The sequence below is a fragment of the Chryseobacterium sp. Leaf201 genome (assembly GCF_001421435.1).
GTDB lineage: Bacteria > Bacteroidota > Bacteroidia > Flavobacteriales > Weeksellaceae > Chryseobacterium.
The window spans coordinates 1-17,567 of the sequence record NZ_LMKA01000116.1 but is presented as its reverse complement, the minus strand read 5'-3'; the positions used below and the strand labels follow the sequence as shown (position 1 = coordinate 17,567).

Genomic DNA, 17,567 nt, shown 5'->3' with positions numbered 1-17,567 from the left:
TAAAACTTTAAAAATTAAAATACAGCAGATCAGGATAAATTCTGTCTTCTGTTTTCAAAACCTAAAGATCTTAATAATTCGTAATTTCACTAGATTCTTGAAATTCTAGCGACATTTCAGGGAAACATGAAAAAAGCTCTTCAGAACAAAATATTCCGTATTCTTTATCTACTATATGTTTTAGATTAACGTCAATTATCTTTTGTTCTTTATCCGTATATTTTGACTTAAGAATATTAATTGGAGTTTTTTTATCCAGGTCATTTAGAATTTTCGCAAATTCCAAAGGTATTAGTTCCGAGGTATTTCTTTCCAAATCGTGTATTATTGCATTCTTTTTTCCTGATACAATTTTACAGTTTGGAAATATTTTAAAATGAGTCATATCATACGATGTATATTTTTATAAAACGGATCTAAGATATAGTTTCCGTTATAAAAGTTACTAAATAAAATTTTTCTTTTACTTATATTCATTGGCTGTTCTTCCATATAGAACATTGGTAAAGAAAATAGTTGAGGGTTTTCATTTATATTTTTTTTGAATTCTATAAACTTCATAATCTTTGTGCTATTATTTTTTCCTGTATTAATGAGGAAGCAAATTTTTCTGGCAGATTTTCTACAATTTTTTCATTTAAAACATTTGTATAAATAATTGAAGATGTATCCTCAAATTGGAACATGGAGGACTCTGTTTTCATTTTGGTGACAAACTTTTTATCTTTATTTTCAGAAATTAGATTTAATAAGTCCGTTTTGTTATCCAGTATAAATGTATTTGGAATATTTAGGCCGTTCTTTTTAGCGATCTGTAAAACAATTAACTTATTTAGATTCATAGCCTGTTGGTAACGACCGATCCCCTTTTTATCTTCCAGTAGATAAGAAATATATCCTTCACTTATTTCAAATTCACTTTTAATTGTTTGGTGTTTTGTATTCTTAGGCTGTATTATCCTGCCTTTCCTGTACCAAAATGATTTAATACCATTCAAGCTTATTTCTTTTCCTGCATCTGATTCTATAAAAATATCATTTGTTTTAAAACTTAAATCTTTTATAAAACTATTTATTCTTGTTACTTCTTTTCCATAATAATACAACCAATCTTGTACAAGATTGGTCGTAAAATCATTTTTGTTGGATAAAATGAGAACCATAGTAATATTAAGGATAATGATAAGTTCCTCCTTCTTCTGTTGTCCCATCAAGTGAAATTAATGTTCCACTATCAGACCAATAAGACACCTCACTGTCACCTCCGTGAGCACCAGTACAAAGATCTTCTCTTCTAGTTGAACCTCCTTCTGGTAATTTGCCTCCAATAATGTTTCCCATGGTTTCTTTTTCAAGATTTAAACCGTTTTCTTCTTGAAAATCTTTAATTGTTTTCATTTAAAATTATATTTAGTTTTCCTACTCTTTAAAGGATTTTCGGTTACTCCTATCTTTTAAAATCATTAATTAATTTATTGTTATTGTGTTTTAGAATTGCTTTTCTTGCTTCACGTTGATTTTTAATATATTCAGACTTTGAAATTTCATTTCCTGATGAATCATAAAACTTTGAAGAAACAAGTTCGCTTTCATTAGTAGTTGATTGTACTACATTATTTACAAAATCATCATCGTTATTAATAAGTAATTTCTTAAATTCTTTTGGCATTAAAACAACTTTAGAATTTAAAGATTCACGCTGTTTGCTCTGAAACATTGGAATAAAATTTAAGTCTACATCATTTATATTTGAAATCCCTACAAGTTTAAAGCTTTGAGATTTTGTGCGGTCTTCTGCAGTTATTATTAAGCCAGGTAGACCTTGAAAAATATATGGTCCTATATTCAATGGTATATCCCTAGTAAACCATACTTCCCACTCTCTATGGTTTATTTTTGCAGTAGCTTTTTGTATTTTATAATTCTCATAAGTTTTAGTGTCGGGAAGTATTGTCCATTGAATCTTATTATTAAGAGTCACTTCAAAATAATTTCTAGTTGGACCACCCATATAGTATAATTTAGGTGCATCATTTCTTTTATTTATAATAATCTCACGAAATAATACATTTCTGTAAGGATAAAATTGTGGTGGGTTTCCTTTAGGATCTTTCAGGTTGTACAAAGAATCTATCTCGTTAATCTTATTGCTGTAGAATAAGGAGCCTTCAGAGGATGTATCTAAAACTAAAAGTTCATTTTTTTTATTTTCAAGATTGGTAGAATCGTTAGAGAAAGTATATTCATAAGCAAATCTTTTATTTTGACCACTTATAAGCCCCAAACAGAGAAGGGATAGAATAATAATTAGTTTCATTACATTGTGAATTGTTTTGCTAAAATATAAAAAAATAATATATTCGTTAAAAAAAAATGATATTGTATGAAAAAAATTGTGATTTTATTTTTGTTGGCGTGTAATTCTTTACTAATAGCACAAAGTTCGCAGCTCAGAACATTTCCTGATATGGAAAAAAAGTTAGGAACTCATTTTCCTATCGAAGATTATAAAGATAAGGAAGGGAAAAATTTTGATTCTGATTATTTAAAGGGGAAAAATACCTTAATTAATTTATGGTTTATTAATTGTGCACCATGTATTAAAGAAATTCCTATTTTAAATGAATTGAAAGAATCTGTTCCAAGCGCAAACTTCATTGCAATTACACATGACCCTTCAGATAAAGTAAATAATTTTTTACTAAAAAGGAATTATACATTTCTTCAAATAACAGACGCAGGAAAACAACTGCAATCCTATTTAATGGTTCAAAGATTTCCAATGTCTTTTATTCTAGACAAGGAGGGAAACATTAGAGAGGTTACAGGGCTTATTAATGAAGAAAAACTTCAAATAATAAAAAAAATATTGGAGAAATAAATCAAATAGCGTCAAACAACAGTTTTTTCTATTTCTTTACCAGCCGAATGGCAACTCTATTCCTCATTCAAATTTTTGACATGGTATTTTATTTCCCATCCATACAGCAGATATAAAGTATTCAAATACCTGAATTGTGATCTGTTGACGATTACAGACCTGCCTACGCCAGTGACGGGGATTATTTCAGCAAGCCATCTTCTGATGATATGGTAGAAAGAATTTATGCCTTATTTAATGAAACCAACCCTCAGAAATATCTAGCGATATTTTAATGGAGGATTTCAGATAAAATTTGAACCGCTTTCTTTTGAAGGCGGTTTTTTTATGGCAGAATGACTAAATTTGGATCAGATGCTTTACAGTAAAAACATATAACTATGAAAATCACAAAACTGGTCATTCTTTTCAACGAGCAAAAAATACTGTTGGGAGTTATGGTTTCAATTCTCCTGTTGGGATTGTCGTTCTGGGCAGAATCACACCCATTGATTTTAGTGTTGAGAATTCTGAGCGGTCTTATTGTGTTAAATATCATCGCTTCACTTGTCGCTTCCTATATTTTATACGACCGTTCAGATCTGTATGAATTAAAAAGTCTGGAAGGAATTGTAGACTGGAACAAAACCGGACATGCTGTTCTTGTCCATGCAAGCTTTGATCCTTTGTCGAAAACTTTAGAGCAGGAATATCCTGATCTGCATCTAACCGTTTGTGATATTTTCGAAAACAGGCACGAGATAGATAAAGGAATAGAGACCTCCAAAAAAATATTTCCACCCAACCCTGAAGAAATCAAAATTTTACCGGACAGGCTGCCTTTTGAAAACAGTACCCAGGAGGTCATTCTCGCCATAACGGCGCTCCACGAGATTCTTGATCATGAACAGAGGGTTTTATTTTTCAGGGAAGCCAAAAGGATTTTAAAAGACGGAGGCGTGATCATTGTTTCAGAACAGTTCCGGGATCTTACCAACTTTATTTTCTTTAACATCGGAGCATTTCATTTTTTAAGTGAAAAGCAATGGAAAAAAGCAGTTTCCGAAGCAGGCCTGAAGATTATTGAGAACAAGAAAATTACACCTTTTGCAAATATGCTGGTTATTAAGGAATAGATGATCTTTAAATAATCTGACTGTTTTTTGAAGAGGTATTTATATATTATTTGAAACCAATTGAAATAACATCATGAAACTTAAATTTCTATATTTAATATTCTTATTACTAAGCTGTAAAAATGATAAAAAAGCCATTTTATTAGCAGATAGGGAAGCTCCATTAGGCTGGATTTATTTAAAAATCTATGATGATAAAAGTTTTGAATTTATTTCTCAGGGAATGGTTCGGGATAAAAATATTTATCAGGGAACGTATGAATTTAAAAATGATACCCTTTATTTTAAATACAAAGATTCAATTCCTAAAGCAGGATCTAAAGCAATAATAAATAATGGCTTTATAGGTTATCTGAACGGAAGTTATCCCGAAAGTATACAGATAAAATTAAATCATCTTTCAAATAAGAATTAAACTAAAGACAATCAAATAGCGTCAAACGACAGTTTTTTCTATTTCCTTACCAACTAAATTACAATCCTGCTCGTTCAAATCCTTAACATGGTATTTCGTTTCCCATTCTTCCAGCAAATATAAAATCGGCAACAGTGCCAGTCCTTTTTCCGTCAGCGAATATTCCACTCTCGGAGGCAGTTCTTTAAACTCTTCACGGATCACCAGTCCGTCAGACTGCATTTCCCGCAGCTGATCTGTAAGGACTTTCCGGGAAATGACATTGATGCGCACGGCAAGTTCCCCGAAACGCAGCTTCCGGTCTTTGATCACCAGTACAATGATCGGTTTCCATTTGCTTCCCAGTGCAGACATTGCTTTGCCAAGCGGGCAGCTGTATTTCATCAGTTCATTTTTTACCATGTGTTACTTTTATGTTACTAATGTAAGTTACTGCGAAGTTACCACTTTTTTTCCATCGTAAGATACAAAAATGAACTATTATTAGTTACTTTGTGTAACAATTATAAACAGTTATTATAAAGATGAGCACAGAATCATTATTTAAACCCTTTCAATACAAAAATTTACAGCTTAACAATAGAATCGTAATGGCTCCGATGACCCGGGCACAGTCTGACAACGGTGTTCCGACCCAGCAGATTACAGATTATTATGCACGGAGAGCAGCAGCAGAAGTAGGATTGATTATTTCTGAAGGAACCGTAATCGACAGGCCTGCTTCAAAAAACATGCAGAACATCCCGGATTTTTACGGTACAGAAGCATTGAACGGCTGGAAAAACGTCATTGATGCCGTACATGAAAACGGCGGTAAAATGGGGCCTCAGATCTGGCATGTGGGAGACACGAGAAGTTCTGCCGATTATCCGTTGGTGGATATGGAAAAAGCTTCCACCATGACGCTGGAAGATATTCAGGATACCATTGCGCAGTTTGCTGCTTCCGCAAAATATGCCAAAGATTCTGGATTTGATGTTCTGGAAATCCATGGAGCTCACGGGTATCTCATTGACCAGTTTTTCTGGGAGGTAACCAATACAAGGACCGATGAATACGGAGGGAAAACGTTGAAGGAACGCAGCCGGTTTGCCGTGGATGTTGTAAAGGCTATGAGAGAAGCAGTAGGACCGGATTTCACCATCATCATCCGCCTTTCCCAGTGGAAACAGCAGGATTATTCCGCTAAGCTGGCACATACGCCTGAAGAAATGGAAGAATGGCTGCTGCCGCTGAAAGAAGCAGGGGTGGATATTTTCCACTGTTCGCAAAGAAGGTTCTGGGAACCGGAATTTGAAGGTTCCGACCTGAATTTTGCAGGCTGGGCAAAAAAAATTACCGGTCAGCCGACGATTACGGTAGGATCGGTAGGCCTTGAAGGAGATTTTATGTCGGCATTTGCAGGACAGGGAACGGAGAAAACCGATTTATCTGAACTGACACGCAGGCTGGAAAGAGGCGACTTTGATCTGGTAGCGGTAGGAAGAGCATTGTTACAGGACCCGGAATGGGTGAAAAAAATAAAAGAAGGGAAAACAGAAGAGCTTCTTGATTTTTCTGCAGAAAGCATGGGCGTACTCTATTAATGTGAATCGTCAATCGTGGGAGTGCTCCGTTGCCGGTTTGGTTTTACAATTTTCTGTACCGGTTATCCATTATTCACTATTCACTATTCACTTTTGCGGGCATTCCCCACTTTTGATGATTAACAGCTTAAATATATCTTGATTACCTATTTAAATTTTTAAACGAAGCCGCCCCGGAATTCCGGGGCGGTTTTTATAGGGTGTTCCGGTATCAATTTACGCAGAAAGTTTGCTGAACGGGATGATTCAGTAAAGCCGTTTGTTAAGATAAATTTATATAAAAACACCGCCACAGCTGAAATTATTTCAAAATCCATTAAATCAGTATTTTATGGGTGATTTCTGTTGCGTCAATAATCTGCTTATTTAAAAAATTACGGTAAATAACTGTTTTTTTTGAAAAAATTAAAATTCCAGATCAATTTTTCCCGTATATATATGTATATTTTGGTACCACAAATTGCCTCTACAGCCATAAATACAGATCTGTTTGATGAAATTTTATTTTTTCGCTTTATTTTTTTCTTTATTAGCTGAAGCTCAGAATTATCGTTCAGAGTGGTTTACTGTGGATAACGGGCTCCCGCAAAATACCGTTAAGGATATTGCAAAAGATAAGTATGGCTTTATATGGATCCTGACCAACAAAGGTGTGGTAAGATATGACGGCCATGAGTTCCTTTTATCTACAAACCCGGAATTCAGTACTGATCATTTTATTGAGTTTGCGCCGCTCGGCAATGCCATTTATTCTGTTGATTATTACACGAATAATTATCTTAAGATTTCGGAGAGAAAATTGGAAACCTTTAAAGGGCCTGAAGTCCCTGTAGCTTCTTATGGACCGAATGATGATAAAATCTATTTCTTTCTGAACAAAAACAATGATTCCAATAAACTTTTTCCCATTGCCGATTTCCAGATCATTGAACTTGGAACTGAAAGGTATTTCTTCGGTAAAAACACCATCGAATACCAGAAAAATAAGCATGCTGAAAGAACTATTATTGCCGCAAGCTACCATTACAGGATCCTGAAAAATGTTTTTATACACCGGGATACCATTTATATCACCGATCCCCGAAACAGGAGGACCATGATGATCAGCAAAGGAAAGATTTCCTATGATGCTGCTCCCTCTCTGTATAATGACCCCGGAACCAAGATCTACTGGTATCAGGCAAAAGATCAGGTATTCGTGATCAATAAAGGGAATATTTATCTGAGCAGGATAAAAAACGGGAAGCCGGCCCTGCATTTTCTGGTGCATTATAAAGATATCGAGAAAGATTATATCGGGTCTGTGCTGTATGATGAAGTAAATCGAAAACTGTATATCGGTAGCCTGATCAAAGGGCTTAACATCATCAGCCTTTCTAATTTTTACATTTCCCGCAAGAACATCCCTTTTACCAGTGAAGTGTGTTACCCTGCTTTGCCTTTCAGCAGGAATTCGGTCATCTCACAGGATGGGACAGAATATTTCAGGGATACTGTAAAGGTGAGGTATGCGCAGGAACTGTTATCAGATAAAAGACGTCTGCTTTATGACAGCTCAGAAAATATTTTATATCTGGAATTCGGGAAACTGTACAGGCGGTTGAAAAAAACGGGATACCGGACACAGGATTCCATTCTATTTAAAAATGGGGCAGGTTTTGCAGACAAAATCAACGGACTGTTTATGGTCAACGGTATTGATTCTGCACAAAAAAGTGATCTTTACGTATTTAAAAATGATCAGTTCAACAGCCTCAAAACATCCTTGCGGCTTCCGGACGGAATCACCTCAATTGCAGCATGTGGTAAAGATCATATTTATGTAGGCTGTTATGACGGCCTTTATCTGGTTTCCCTATCACAGAATAAGATTGTTAAAAAACTGGCAGGCGGTATCGCCGTTAAAAATATCATAAAATCGGGAAGCGGGCATTACTGGATGACAACCTATGACAATAAAGGATTTTATTTTCTTAAAAATAACATTCCGGTCAGAATGCCTGAAGATGAAAACAGAGACCTGGCAAGTGCCCATACTTTTCTGGAAGACGGAAAGGGCTTTTTATGGATTTCCACCAATAACGGGCTGTTCAAAATTCCGGAAAAAACGCTCCTGGGATATGCAGAAAACAGAAACAGCCCGGTGCATTATTACCGCTATACAAAATTAAACGGCCTCCTGAACAATGAATTCAATACCGCTTATCCCGGAGCCAATATGCTGGAAAACGGTGACTTTGTCTTCCCATCCATGGAAGGTTTTGTTTTCTTTAATCCCGGTGAGGTAAAAAGTATATATCCGCGGCGTGATCAGCTCTTTATTGAAAGGGCATACAACAGTAAACTCCGTTTTCGTTTCAAAGACAGGATTACCCTGGAAAGCAATTTCAAAACACTGAGCATCTGTATTGATATGCCTTATTTTTCTGATGCTGAGAATATCCATCTGCAGGCTAGGCTGAAAAACAGTATACGCGAACAATGGGAAAATATTGACCGGAGCAGAATATATACGCTGGATAATGACATTCCGGGAAATTACATCCTGGAAGTAAGGTATCTGACTTCAGAAAACATGTTTGCCTATAAAACAGTAGATATAGAAATTACGCCGCTGTTCTATCAGACCCTGTGGTTTAAGTTTTTTGTACTGGGGAGCCTGATTATAATTATAATATTGGTTGTACACATCAGGACCGGATTTCTGAGAGGAAGGAATACAAACCTGAAAAATAACCTTAAGCATACCGGTGACGAGCTCAGGGTAACCAGAGACAAGCTGAAAAATGAATCTGAATACAAAGAAAAAATTATTCAGAGCATCAGCCATGACATAACAACGCCTTTAAGCTTTATGTCTTATCTCACCAATCAACTCGACAAAACTGAAGATGCGGATAAGCAGAAAGAACTTTTTGAGATGCTCCACAAAACATCAGAGCAGCTGTTCCGGTTTACTTCAGACCTCCGGGAATATACTAAGTTGTACAACATAGAGAATATTCCGGAAGAGCGGGAATATGCAGTCTTTGATCTGGCTGAAAACAAGAAAATGCTTTTCTGGGAAATTGCCCGTAAACGAAATACCGGGATCGTTAATCTTTGTGATCAGCATATCAAAACCCGGATCAGCAAGGTGATCCTCTCTGTTATTATTCATAACCTCATTGATAATGCTGTTAAAAATACAGTAAACGGGGAGATCATCATTAATATACATAAGCATACAGGAGCAGATTGTGATGTTGAGATTGCAATTGCAGATACGGGATCAGGGATGTCTGATGCCCAGATGCTTTATTACACGCAGATGTATGAAAACCAGGAGGAAGATAAGGAGTTGCCGGCTTTTAAAAATGAAAGACTGGGGCTTTACTTGGTCATCAGGCTCATTAAAAAAATCCAGGCTGAGATCCACTTTCAGAATAACCTGCCTACAGGCACTGTTGTCAAAATAATTATAAAAAATAAATGACTATGAAAAAAATACTTATTGCAGATGACCATCATGTGGTTACATTTGCGGTCTCCATGATGCTTAAAAATCATTTTCAGAATGTTTTTATTGATTTTTCTGAAAACTATGAGGATGTAAAATCTAAAATCCGGCAAGAACGTTTTGATCTGATTATGCTGGATATTGAAATGCCCGGAAGTACCTATACAGGAATGATCAAAGAGCTTAAAGCACTGCAGGAAGACCTTCTGATTATGATCTTTTCCGCTCATGAAGACGATATGGCATTGCCGTATATCAAAGAAGGGGCAGACGGGTACCTTAATAAAAAATGCAGCCACGAAAAAGTGATAAGGGCAGTAGAATGTATGCTCCTGGACGGATATTACTATCCTCTTAAAGTAATAAATGACGCAATCCATGCAATGGATGATAAAAGCGCAGTCCATACCCTCTCTGAAAGGGAATTCCAGATATTTGAACTTTTATCGCAGGGAGAGGGGCTTATTGAAATTTCAAATCTCCTTAACCTCAACCATTCTACGGTAAGTACCTATAAAAAAAGGATCTACAATAAATTAGAGGTAAAGAACCTTATCGAACTTTCTAAAATTTATAACGATATAAAATAGAATAAGGTAACGATACATAATTTTACACAGGTTAAAAATGGTTTTATGCTGTAGATCATAAATTATAAGAGTCAAAGAAACGTAGCTTTGAAAAACCACAACACTTCCATTTTTGATTCATTCTATGCCCTTCAGAAAGAAGGGCATTTTTTATCTAAAATCAGCAACCCATTAAAATAAATTAATATGTGGCTTTTTTGCTACAGTCCTATAGCTGATTCATTACATAAAAACAAACGGCAAGACAAAATATACGCTATACATTTGAGCCGTAATTCATCATGATGAAAGGCCGATAAACGCTGGCTGATGATTTCATACAATCAGACCGGATCTTATCCTATTCAACAAAACAGAACATTGATCAGTATACCGGATCATCATATAAATTAAAAGCAAAAAAATGAAAAATTATTTATTTTCGGCGGGCCTTGTGCTCATTGGTTTAACCGCGAATGCCCAGGGAGTCGGCATCGGAACGGTCAATCCGGCAGCTTCCTCAATTCTTGAACTGAGTTCTACAAACAAAGGTTTCCTGACAGCAAGAATGACCACCCAAAACCGGACGGCCATTGCATCTCCGGCCACAGGGCTCCAGGTTTATGATACCACAACCAATACTTTTTGGTATTATAACGGTACCGTATGGATAAACTCCGGCAGTGCCGCAGGTGATAATCTCGGCAACCATTCCGCTACACAGCCGCTTGTATTAAACGATTTTGAACTGCAGCTCAGGGGAGCAGGTGACAGCAATCATAAGCTGGCCTATTCAAGTACCGTAAACGGGCCGGTGCTTACGGGATTCGGAGGCGGTATCTTAAACACGTTTGACAGTTCCACATCCACTGTTAAAAATGTCCTGACCTGGAAAAACAGCGGCAATGTAGGTATCGGTACCCTGAACCCGGACACAACGCTCCATGTCTCAAATAACAAAACTGATTTTGGAGAGACGGCACAGCTTATCGTAACCGGCGCATCAGATCCTGCCAAAAAACTTGTAATGGGCTATAATACTTCGGCTGATAAAGGCTTTATCCAGGCAGTTCATTCCGGAGTGGTATGGTCAGACCTTCTTCTGCAGCCGTCAAGCGGAAATGTAGGCATCGGGACTACCTCTGTGGGCAGTAAGCTTGAAGTGAACGGAGCCTCTACAAACAAGAATGCCTACAATGCCGGCAGCAGTACTTCCATAGACTACAGCCAGAGCAACCTGGCCTATACAACAGCTAATCCGGGATCATTTACCCTCCAGAATATAAAAGACGGCGGAACCTATACGCTCAGTGTAAGAGGTACAACAAGCGGTACTGCTGCTTTTACGGCTTCAGGATTTACCGTAAAATATGCTAATAACCGCGCCACTACGGCAGGTACCGAAACGCTTTATACATTCATCGTTATGGGATTTACGGTATATGTTTATACAGCAACAGGGTTTTAGGTTTTTAATTTAATTAACAGATTATGAAAAAAATTAAAACCGGGGTCAGTGCGTTTTTTATGGGGATGTCACTGTTATGTTCCACGCAAAACAGCTATGCACAGGCCGTAGGCACCCCTTATATCCCTATGCAGGAACCACCGATCCCTTTCAGTTTTCTTTCGGGAGGAAGTACAATTGATGTTCCTACGGCAATGGATCAGACCACAGACGGAGGATACATTGTTGCAGGCACTTCCAATTCTTCAGCGAACGGAAATGTTACCGGAACCAACCACGGCAACCAGGATTTCTGGGTGGTAAAATACAATAAGCTCGGGAAGATAGAATGGCAGCGCCTGTACGGCGGTAATGCAGGTGAACAGGGAAATGCGATAAAGCAGACCAGTGAAGGAGGCTATATCGTAGCAGGATCGGTGCAGGCAAACTCCGCCAATACAGGTGACGTAGGTGCTCTTAACGGCGGTACTGATGCATGGGTCGTGAAACTGACAGCTACCGGAGCCATAAGCTGGCAGAAGGGATATGGAGGAACCGGGAATGATTTTGCAAAGGCTGTACTGCAAACTTCCGACGGCTATATTTTTTCAGGCATTTCCGGCAGTTTTTCAAACGGGAACTTCTGGGCCGTTAAGCTGGATGTTTCAGGAAATGTAGTATGGCAGAATAATTATAACAATCCGGGGACAGGCACGGGAGAAAGCTTATACTGTATGGTGGCCGCGGGTGACGGCACCGGTTATATTCTTGGAGGGTCCAGCGGTACTTCAGGAAGCACGCTTGACCTGTTTACCATGAAAATAAATCTTACGGGAGCTGCCCAATGGAAAAAAGTATACGGAGGAAATCAGGATGATCTGGCCATTGCGGCGGCATCCATGCCTGATGGCGGAAGTATTGTGGTAGGCGCCTCAGCGTCTTCCGCTAACGGCAATGTAACAGGAACCGGCCATGGGGGTGATGATATCTGGATTATCCGGTTGGATGCGTCAGGAAATATCATATGGCAGCAGCTCTACGGCGGAACGGCTTCAGACAGGGGGTATTCTGTACGGCAGACTGCAGACGGAGGGTTTATCGTGGCCGGAGTTTCGGCATCTTCTGCTACCGGCAATGTTACGGGAACAAATCATGGTGCAAATGATGTCTGGCTCCTTAAGCTGTCTTCAACAGGCAGTATCCAGTGGCAGAAATTATACGGAGGAACGGGTGGTGACGGGCTTGGGCCAATAAGTATTACGCAGCCGCAGCCCGTTAAAGTAATGCAGGCTCCTGATGGAGGATTTATTGTTGCAGCTACCTCGACTTCATCTTTAAACGGAGATGTAACCGATACCAATAACAATGCAAATTCTGTGGGATCACAGAATACAGATTACTGGCTCTTTAAAACCGATGCTTCAGGAACAATAATACAGGTACCTGATATAGGCCAGCGTTAACCTTTCAGAAAGGTTCATATTACCTGCTCCATAAAAAAGCAGGGAAAGGACTGTGATTTAAAATATTTTGATTGATAGATTTATTAAGGCCTGCAGAGTTGATTATACTGCAGGCCTTTTATGTTAATCTCCAGATTAACATAGATACTTTGTAGACATTTAGCCATAAGCCTGTCACGATAATCCTACAGCTTTAGATAGGTCTGTGCTGCCGGAGATCTTTAGTTTTGTCACAGATCAAAAGATGATATTTTCTTCTGGTACATTCATCAGGCCACAAGTGTGATAAACAGTTATAATCTAAACAAAACAAATAATACAGACATGAACAAAAAATTTATGATTATGGGGATCGTGCTGGTATCTTCACTGGCTTTTGGTCAGGTAGGGGTTAACACCGCAAACCCGCAGAATACGTTCCATATTGACGGACAGAAAAACAATCCGGCTACCGGGTCGCCGAGCACAGCACAGCAGGCAGATGATTACATTGTCACTGCAAACGGAAATGTGGGGATCGGAGTAACGGCACCTACAGCCAAGCTTCAGGTGAGATCGGGAACCAATGGCGTGTCGGGACTGAAATTCGACAACATCAATAATACAACAGTTCCTGCCGGCAGTGCTGCATTGCTGGGCGTAGATGCTTCCGGAAACGTGGTGGCAGCTTCTGCTAACGGAGCAACAGCAGGTTCTACTTCAGGAGATGTGAAAAATTCTTTCAAAACAGCAGATCATGACGGCTGGTACCTTCTGAACGGCAGGGCTGTTTCCACACTTCCTGCAGCAGCACAGGCAGCAGCCACAGCGCTTGGTTTTACCAACAACCTGCCGGATGCCACAGACCGGGTGATGAAAGCCAAAACAGCCTCAGAAAACCTGGCAGCTACAGGCGGAATCAATTCATTGACGATTGGCCAGCCCAATCTTCCCAACGTAACATTCTCCGGAAGTATTTCCGGAACTGCGGTGGCAGCAGGAGTTCACTCACATGGCCCTACCGCAGGTACTTTTCTATTAGGAGGTACGACTATTAATAATAACGGATCCGGCAATTATAACGGTACAGCGGGAGGACAGGCATGGGGTGGAATAGGTGCAACTGGCAGTACGGCCAATGCCGGAAACCATGCCCATACCGTAAACGGAACAGCCTCTGTGCCATCGGGTGGTTCAGGCACTGCACTGGATAACCGGTCTCCTTATCTTGTAGTGAACACCTATATTTATCTGGGGTTGTAACTTAATGTATTGATTGAAAAAGATCTGATTGCTTTCTCAGTAGACAGACAGGAATATAAAATCCTGCAGATTCCGACAGTTCAAAACACAAACTCTATATATACATAACTGATGATCCGGAGAAATCCTGCCATCATCTTCAAAAAGCCGGTGTCAGTTTATCTGATACCGGCTTTTAATTAACTTACTATATTCTCATGAATCATTCATTTAACAGAAAAGCTTTTTCCATTTTGTGATGGTGTTCCTGCTTAACTTAAAATGATGCGCAGTCGTGGTATTATTCAGGCCGCCTTTTTTCTGATAATCCAGAATCTGTAAAATATCCGATGTATTGTATGAACGGAGCTTTTGGTTGGACAGCTGGGTGGGATGATCAGGCTTTCCGAAAATCCTTACGTTTAATTCGATAATATCCAGTACCGAAAGTGATTCCTTATCCAGCAGGTTCCTGCAAGATGCCTCTTTCTCGGGAAACTTTTTTCTGAGAATATCCGTATATATTTTTTTATAATTTACTGTTGATGGCTTTTTCATAGGGTTTTTGCTTAAACTGCTGTTGGTTTTTTTATGAATGACCGATGCACAAATATGTGTCTTTTAATGTACTGCGCAGCTTTATGTCACTTGTGCTTACTGATCCACTTATATAAGGTGGTTTTGGGAATGCCATACTGTTCGATCACCTGATTCTTTGTTTTTTCGCCGCTCTTTATCATTTCCAGAATAAAAGCAATGATTTCTGAGGTATATATATTCTTGCGGAACTGCGGCAGGCCGGAGCCCTCGGATTTCGGGTTGCTTTTATACTGTTGGGAAGCCGGCGGTGCATACAGAATGAGGTGCTGGGTATAAATTCTGAAAAAGTCGTACTCCAGCAGTTTGCTCCATCGCAATAGCAGGTCTGCATCAAGGCTTTTATGCTTAAACATCTGCTCTGCTTCCTGTACGGTACAGTTGATGAAGTTGCAGATTCTGTCTGAATCAATCTCCTTTTCACTGACCCGTTCTTTAATGAATTTGCCTATGTGAATATTCTTGTAATTTTCCATGCTTGTGTTTATGTATATTTCTTTTCTATCTTTTTAAAATCATTCCAATTGTAAGGTATTTGGTGTATTTATTTTATTATCAGGTGTTTATCAGCTAGGATTCCTGGTCAAAACTGCAATATGGACTGCTTTTGCAGCCACGCTTCTCTGTATTTAAAGTATTCATCCGGCATCATCTGTACTGAACCCTATTTGGTCTGCAGGTGCATGTCAGCACATTAAATTCTATTATATGAAACCCACTTACATCCGGCTACTGTTCCACGCTGTCTGAGAATTAGATATGCACTAATTCTCCAAATACGGATTCTGTATTAATACGGCGAATATATACGTATTTATAGGTAATTGCCGGGGTGAAAAAGTAGTATTTTCACTACAGCATTGTAGATATATGATGATACTGGAATAGTTTTAAGAACCTCAGTAAATTAAAAAATTAAAGGAATTATCAGGATAACAGAGCAGAAAAAGATTTCTGAACAGGGAAGTTTTTTTATATGAAGGCAAAAAAACCGCTTCCAAAAGTGGAAACGGCTGACAGTTTAAAATATCTGAATTGTCATCTTAATATCAAAGACAATCATGATGAAGTTTTACAGGCCTATACTTTTCGTTGGCTTCAATTGCCTTCTGATATTTTTAGGTAGTGCATCCTTATGAACCAGGATCGCTGTCGATTTATACTCAACATACGGTTTTGTAACATAGATATACCCTTCAAAATCATTGGTCACGCCCCATGAATTTTTTACCATATAATATTCCTTACCGGACTGGTCTTTGGCCAGGCCTACGATATGCATCCCGTGATCATCGGTAGTGGAAAGGTTATTTAATGCTTTCTGGCGCATATCCTCAGTGATGGTTTTATCCTTTTTCGGTTCCGTGAATAAAGTCCCTTTATTTTCCGCAGTAATCTGGTCAGGATCCATGTCCGGAACATAGGCAACCCCGTTTTTATAAGAAAAATAAGGCTCCGAAACATCGGTTGCCCATCCTATGGAATATCCTTTGTCAACTGCGTTGTCAATAATGGCCGTCAGATCCTTCATCGGAACATTCCAGTCAGAATCATGGCTCCAGTTATCAGGAATCGGGACTACAAATTTCTGATAATACGGGTAATCTTTGTAAGAAGACAGCTCAACATAATCTTCAGGATTGATCCCAACTACCTGCTTTGCAAAAGTCTGCGGCGTATAAGATTTCCCTTCATAGGTGAAATTGGCAGGAACTTTTCCTAAATATTGATCAAGTAAAGCATCTACGGAAGACATCCAGTTGTCAGAAAGTTTCCCTTTGGACGCGGCCTGCACCAGGCTGTCTAAAACGGGTTTCAGTTTGCCCTGCATTTCAGAGAAATTATTCATGGTCTGTCCCTGCTGTAAACCGGTATACACCTCCTGCGGAACCGCTCCGTATTTTTTATACATATTGATCACATCATGAAGCTCGCCACCGTCGCCCCAGCTGATGGCACCGTTGTTCAGGACGTATAATTTGGCTTTGTCGTGATAAGAATTTCTTGCCGTGAAGATTTCAGCCAGATCAACAGGCTTTTTACCCATCCTCTGCATCTCAGACTCAAGGAAAGAATTTCCAGAATAACTCCAGCACGTTCCCGAAGAACCCTGGTTTTTCACCGAAGTAGTCCCCACGTCTTTCAGTGTGGTAAACTGGAAATTGGCATGTTGGGACTGGTTGTTTTTGAGTTTGTTGATGAGATCATCTTGGGCAAACATCATACTTCCTGCAGACAAGACAAAAAGTAATGATACAAATTTAGTATTCTTCATTACTGTAAAAGATTATTTATAGAAATAGTCGGTCGCCGTAAAAATTTGTTACCCGGAGGAAAGTTAAATCCGTGTTAAAACTTTTGATGAAAGCCGACAGGCGAACATACTGCCGGAATAAATGAATAACATAAAGTATTGGAATACCGATAGGGTTGTCCTGGTTTCGTTAAAGATTTGTTTCTTTGCTGCATCTTAATGTTCTAATATTAAACTTGGTTGAATTTTTATATTTAATTCAAATTAAAGATCCGGCCTGATCAAATATGTAGATATTATAATTTTTATTTTTGAATCTGTTAAACCCAACCGAAAAATTATGCGCTTAGGTTTACTATAAACTTATTTAAACGTTATTTACGTAAAATATGATGTTATAATTTTTTCTGAAGTTGGCTTTATATTGAAGTTGTTTAAACTTTTAATTTTTTAATTAGTCTTAAGGAGAATGCCAAAAAGTGCATAGCCTTCCATGTAATATCCAATGTTTCAAATCTTA

Annotated in this window: 18 protein-coding genes; 9 read left to right on the top strand and 9 right to left on the bottom strand. The window is 38.4% G+C overall.

What is annotated here, in order from left to right; genetic code table 11:
- Positions 1-70 precede the first annotated feature (70 nt).
- From ASE55_RS17385 to ASE55_RS17365, 4 genes are all read right to left on the bottom strand, one after another.
- Complete coding sequence (locus tag ASE55_RS17385) at positions 71-385, bottom strand: hypothetical protein (RefSeq protein WP_056222649.1); 315 nt, start codon at positions 383-385, stop codon at positions 71-73.
- Between the two features lie 172 nt (positions 386-557).
- Positions 558-1,211: a hypothetical protein gene (locus tag ASE55_RS17375; protein WP_056222642.1), complete on the bottom strand. Its 654-nt coding sequence runs from the start codon at positions 1,209-1,211 to the stop codon at positions 558-560.
- The gene (locus tag ASE55_RS17370; RefSeq protein ID WP_056222639.1) at positions 1,171-1,398 is read right to left on the bottom strand and encodes a hypothetical protein; all 228 of its coding nucleotides are present in this window, start codon (positions 1,396-1,398) and stop codon (positions 1,171-1,173) included. The genes ASE55_RS17375 and ASE55_RS17370 overlap by 41 nt, the downstream gene beginning before the upstream one ends.
- A 49-nt stretch (positions 1,399-1,447) precedes the next feature.
- Positions 1,448-2,317 carry a GLPGLI family protein gene (locus tag ASE55_RS17365; RefSeq protein WP_056222638.1) on the bottom strand — a complete coding sequence of 290 codons (870 nt, stop codon included), beginning with the start codon at positions 2,315-2,317 and terminating at the stop codon, positions 1,448-1,450.
- Between the two features lie 66 nt (positions 2,318-2,383).
- On the opposite strand from ASE55_RS17365, the gene ASE55_RS17360 reads away from it, so the two are divergent.
- The 3 genes from ASE55_RS17360 to ASE55_RS17350 all read left to right on the top strand — a co-directional run bounded on the left by ASE55_RS17360 (position 2,384) and on the right by ASE55_RS17350 (position 4,411).
- Positions 2,384-2,881, top strand: coding sequence for a TlpA family protein disulfide reductase (locus ASE55_RS17360; protein WP_056222635.1), 498 nt, complete (start codon positions 2,384-2,386; stop codon positions 2,879-2,881).
- Positions 2,882-3,261: 380 nt separating this feature from the next.
- A complete protein-coding gene (locus ASE55_RS17355; RefSeq protein WP_056222633.1) occupies positions 3,262-3,996 on the top strand; it encodes a class I SAM-dependent methyltransferase in 735 nt (244 codons plus the stop codon).
- Between the two features lie 73 nt (positions 3,997-4,069).
- Positions 4,070-4,411 (top strand): hypothetical protein, encoded by a 342-nt coding sequence (locus ASE55_RS17350; RefSeq protein WP_056222631.1) that lies wholly within the window; start codon positions 4,070-4,072, stop codon positions 4,409-4,411.
- A gap of 21 nt (positions 4,412-4,432) precedes the next feature.
- Here the strand turns inward: ASE55_RS17350 and ASE55_RS17345 are convergent, their stop codons facing one another.
- Positions 4,433-4,813 carry a winged helix-turn-helix transcriptional regulator gene (locus ASE55_RS17345; RefSeq protein ID WP_056222629.1) on the bottom strand — a complete coding sequence of 127 codons (381 nt, stop codon included), beginning with the start codon at positions 4,811-4,813 and terminating at the stop codon, positions 4,433-4,435.
- A 122-nt stretch (positions 4,814-4,935) separates the two neighbouring features.
- Here ASE55_RS17345 and ASE55_RS17340 point away from each other — a divergent pair, with 122 nt between their 5' ends.
- On the top strand, positions 4,936-5,997 hold the full coding sequence (locus ASE55_RS17340) for an NADH:flavin oxidoreductase (RefSeq protein WP_056222625.1): 1,062 nt from the start codon (positions 4,936-4,938) through the stop codon (positions 5,995-5,997).
- A 158-nt stretch (positions 5,998-6,155) separates the two neighbouring features.
- Here the strand turns inward: ASE55_RS17340 and ASE55_RS20380 are convergent, their stop codons facing one another.
- On the bottom strand, positions 6,156-6,314 hold the full coding sequence (locus ASE55_RS20380; protein ID WP_157844668.1) for a hypothetical protein: 159 nt from the start codon (positions 6,312-6,314) through the stop codon (positions 6,156-6,158).
- Between the two features lie 176 nt (positions 6,315-6,490).
- Between ASE55_RS20380 and ASE55_RS17335 the strand changes: the two genes are divergently transcribed.
- The 5 genes from ASE55_RS17335 to ASE55_RS17315 all read left to right on the top strand — a co-directional run bounded on the left by ASE55_RS17335 (position 6,491) and on the right by ASE55_RS17315 (position 14,217).
- On the top strand, positions 6,491-9,472 hold the full coding sequence (locus ASE55_RS17335) for a sensor histidine kinase (RefSeq protein WP_056222621.1): 2,982 nt from the start codon (positions 6,491-6,493) through the stop codon (positions 9,470-9,472).
- 2 nt (positions 9,473-9,474) lie between these two features.
- Positions 9,475-10,086, top strand: a complete 612-nt coding sequence (locus ASE55_RS17330) for a response regulator transcription factor (protein ID WP_056222618.1) — start codon at positions 9,475-9,477, stop codon at positions 10,084-10,086.
- Positions 10,087-10,489: 403 nt separating this feature from the next.
- Complete coding sequence (locus ASE55_RS17325) at positions 10,490-11,533, top strand: hypothetical protein (protein ID WP_056222615.1); 1,044 nt, start codon at positions 10,490-10,492, stop codon at positions 11,531-11,533.
- Between the two features lie 23 nt (positions 11,534-11,556).
- Positions 11,557-12,975: a hypothetical protein gene (locus ASE55_RS17320; protein WP_056222612.1), complete on the top strand. Its 1,419-nt coding sequence runs from the start codon at positions 11,557-11,559 to the stop codon at positions 12,973-12,975.
- A gap of 324 nt (positions 12,976-13,299) precedes the next feature.
- The gene (locus tag ASE55_RS17315; RefSeq protein ID WP_056222609.1) at positions 13,300-14,217 is read left to right on the top strand and encodes a hypothetical protein; all 918 of its coding nucleotides are present in this window, start codon (positions 13,300-13,302) and stop codon (positions 14,215-14,217) included.
- A gap of 210 nt (positions 14,218-14,427) precedes the next feature.
- Here ASE55_RS17315 and ASE55_RS17310 read toward each other — a convergent pair whose 3' ends face one another.
- The 3 genes from ASE55_RS17310 to ASE55_RS17300 form a co-directional block, all read right to left on the bottom strand.
- Positions 14,428-14,754: a hypothetical protein gene (locus tag ASE55_RS17310; RefSeq protein WP_056222607.1), complete on the bottom strand. Its 327-nt coding sequence runs from the start codon at positions 14,752-14,754 to the stop codon at positions 14,428-14,430.
- An 86-nt stretch (positions 14,755-14,840) separates the two neighbouring features.
- Positions 14,841-15,269 carry a transposase gene (locus tag ASE55_RS17305; protein ID WP_056222604.1) on the bottom strand — a complete coding sequence of 143 codons (429 nt, stop codon included), beginning with the start codon at positions 15,267-15,269 and terminating at the stop codon, positions 14,841-14,843.
- 596 nt (positions 15,270-15,865) lie between these two features.
- A complete protein-coding gene (locus ASE55_RS17300; RefSeq protein WP_056222601.1) occupies positions 15,866-17,068 on the bottom strand; it encodes an aminopeptidase C in 1,203 nt (400 codons plus the stop codon).
- Between the last annotated feature and the right edge of the window lie 499 nt (positions 17,069-17,567).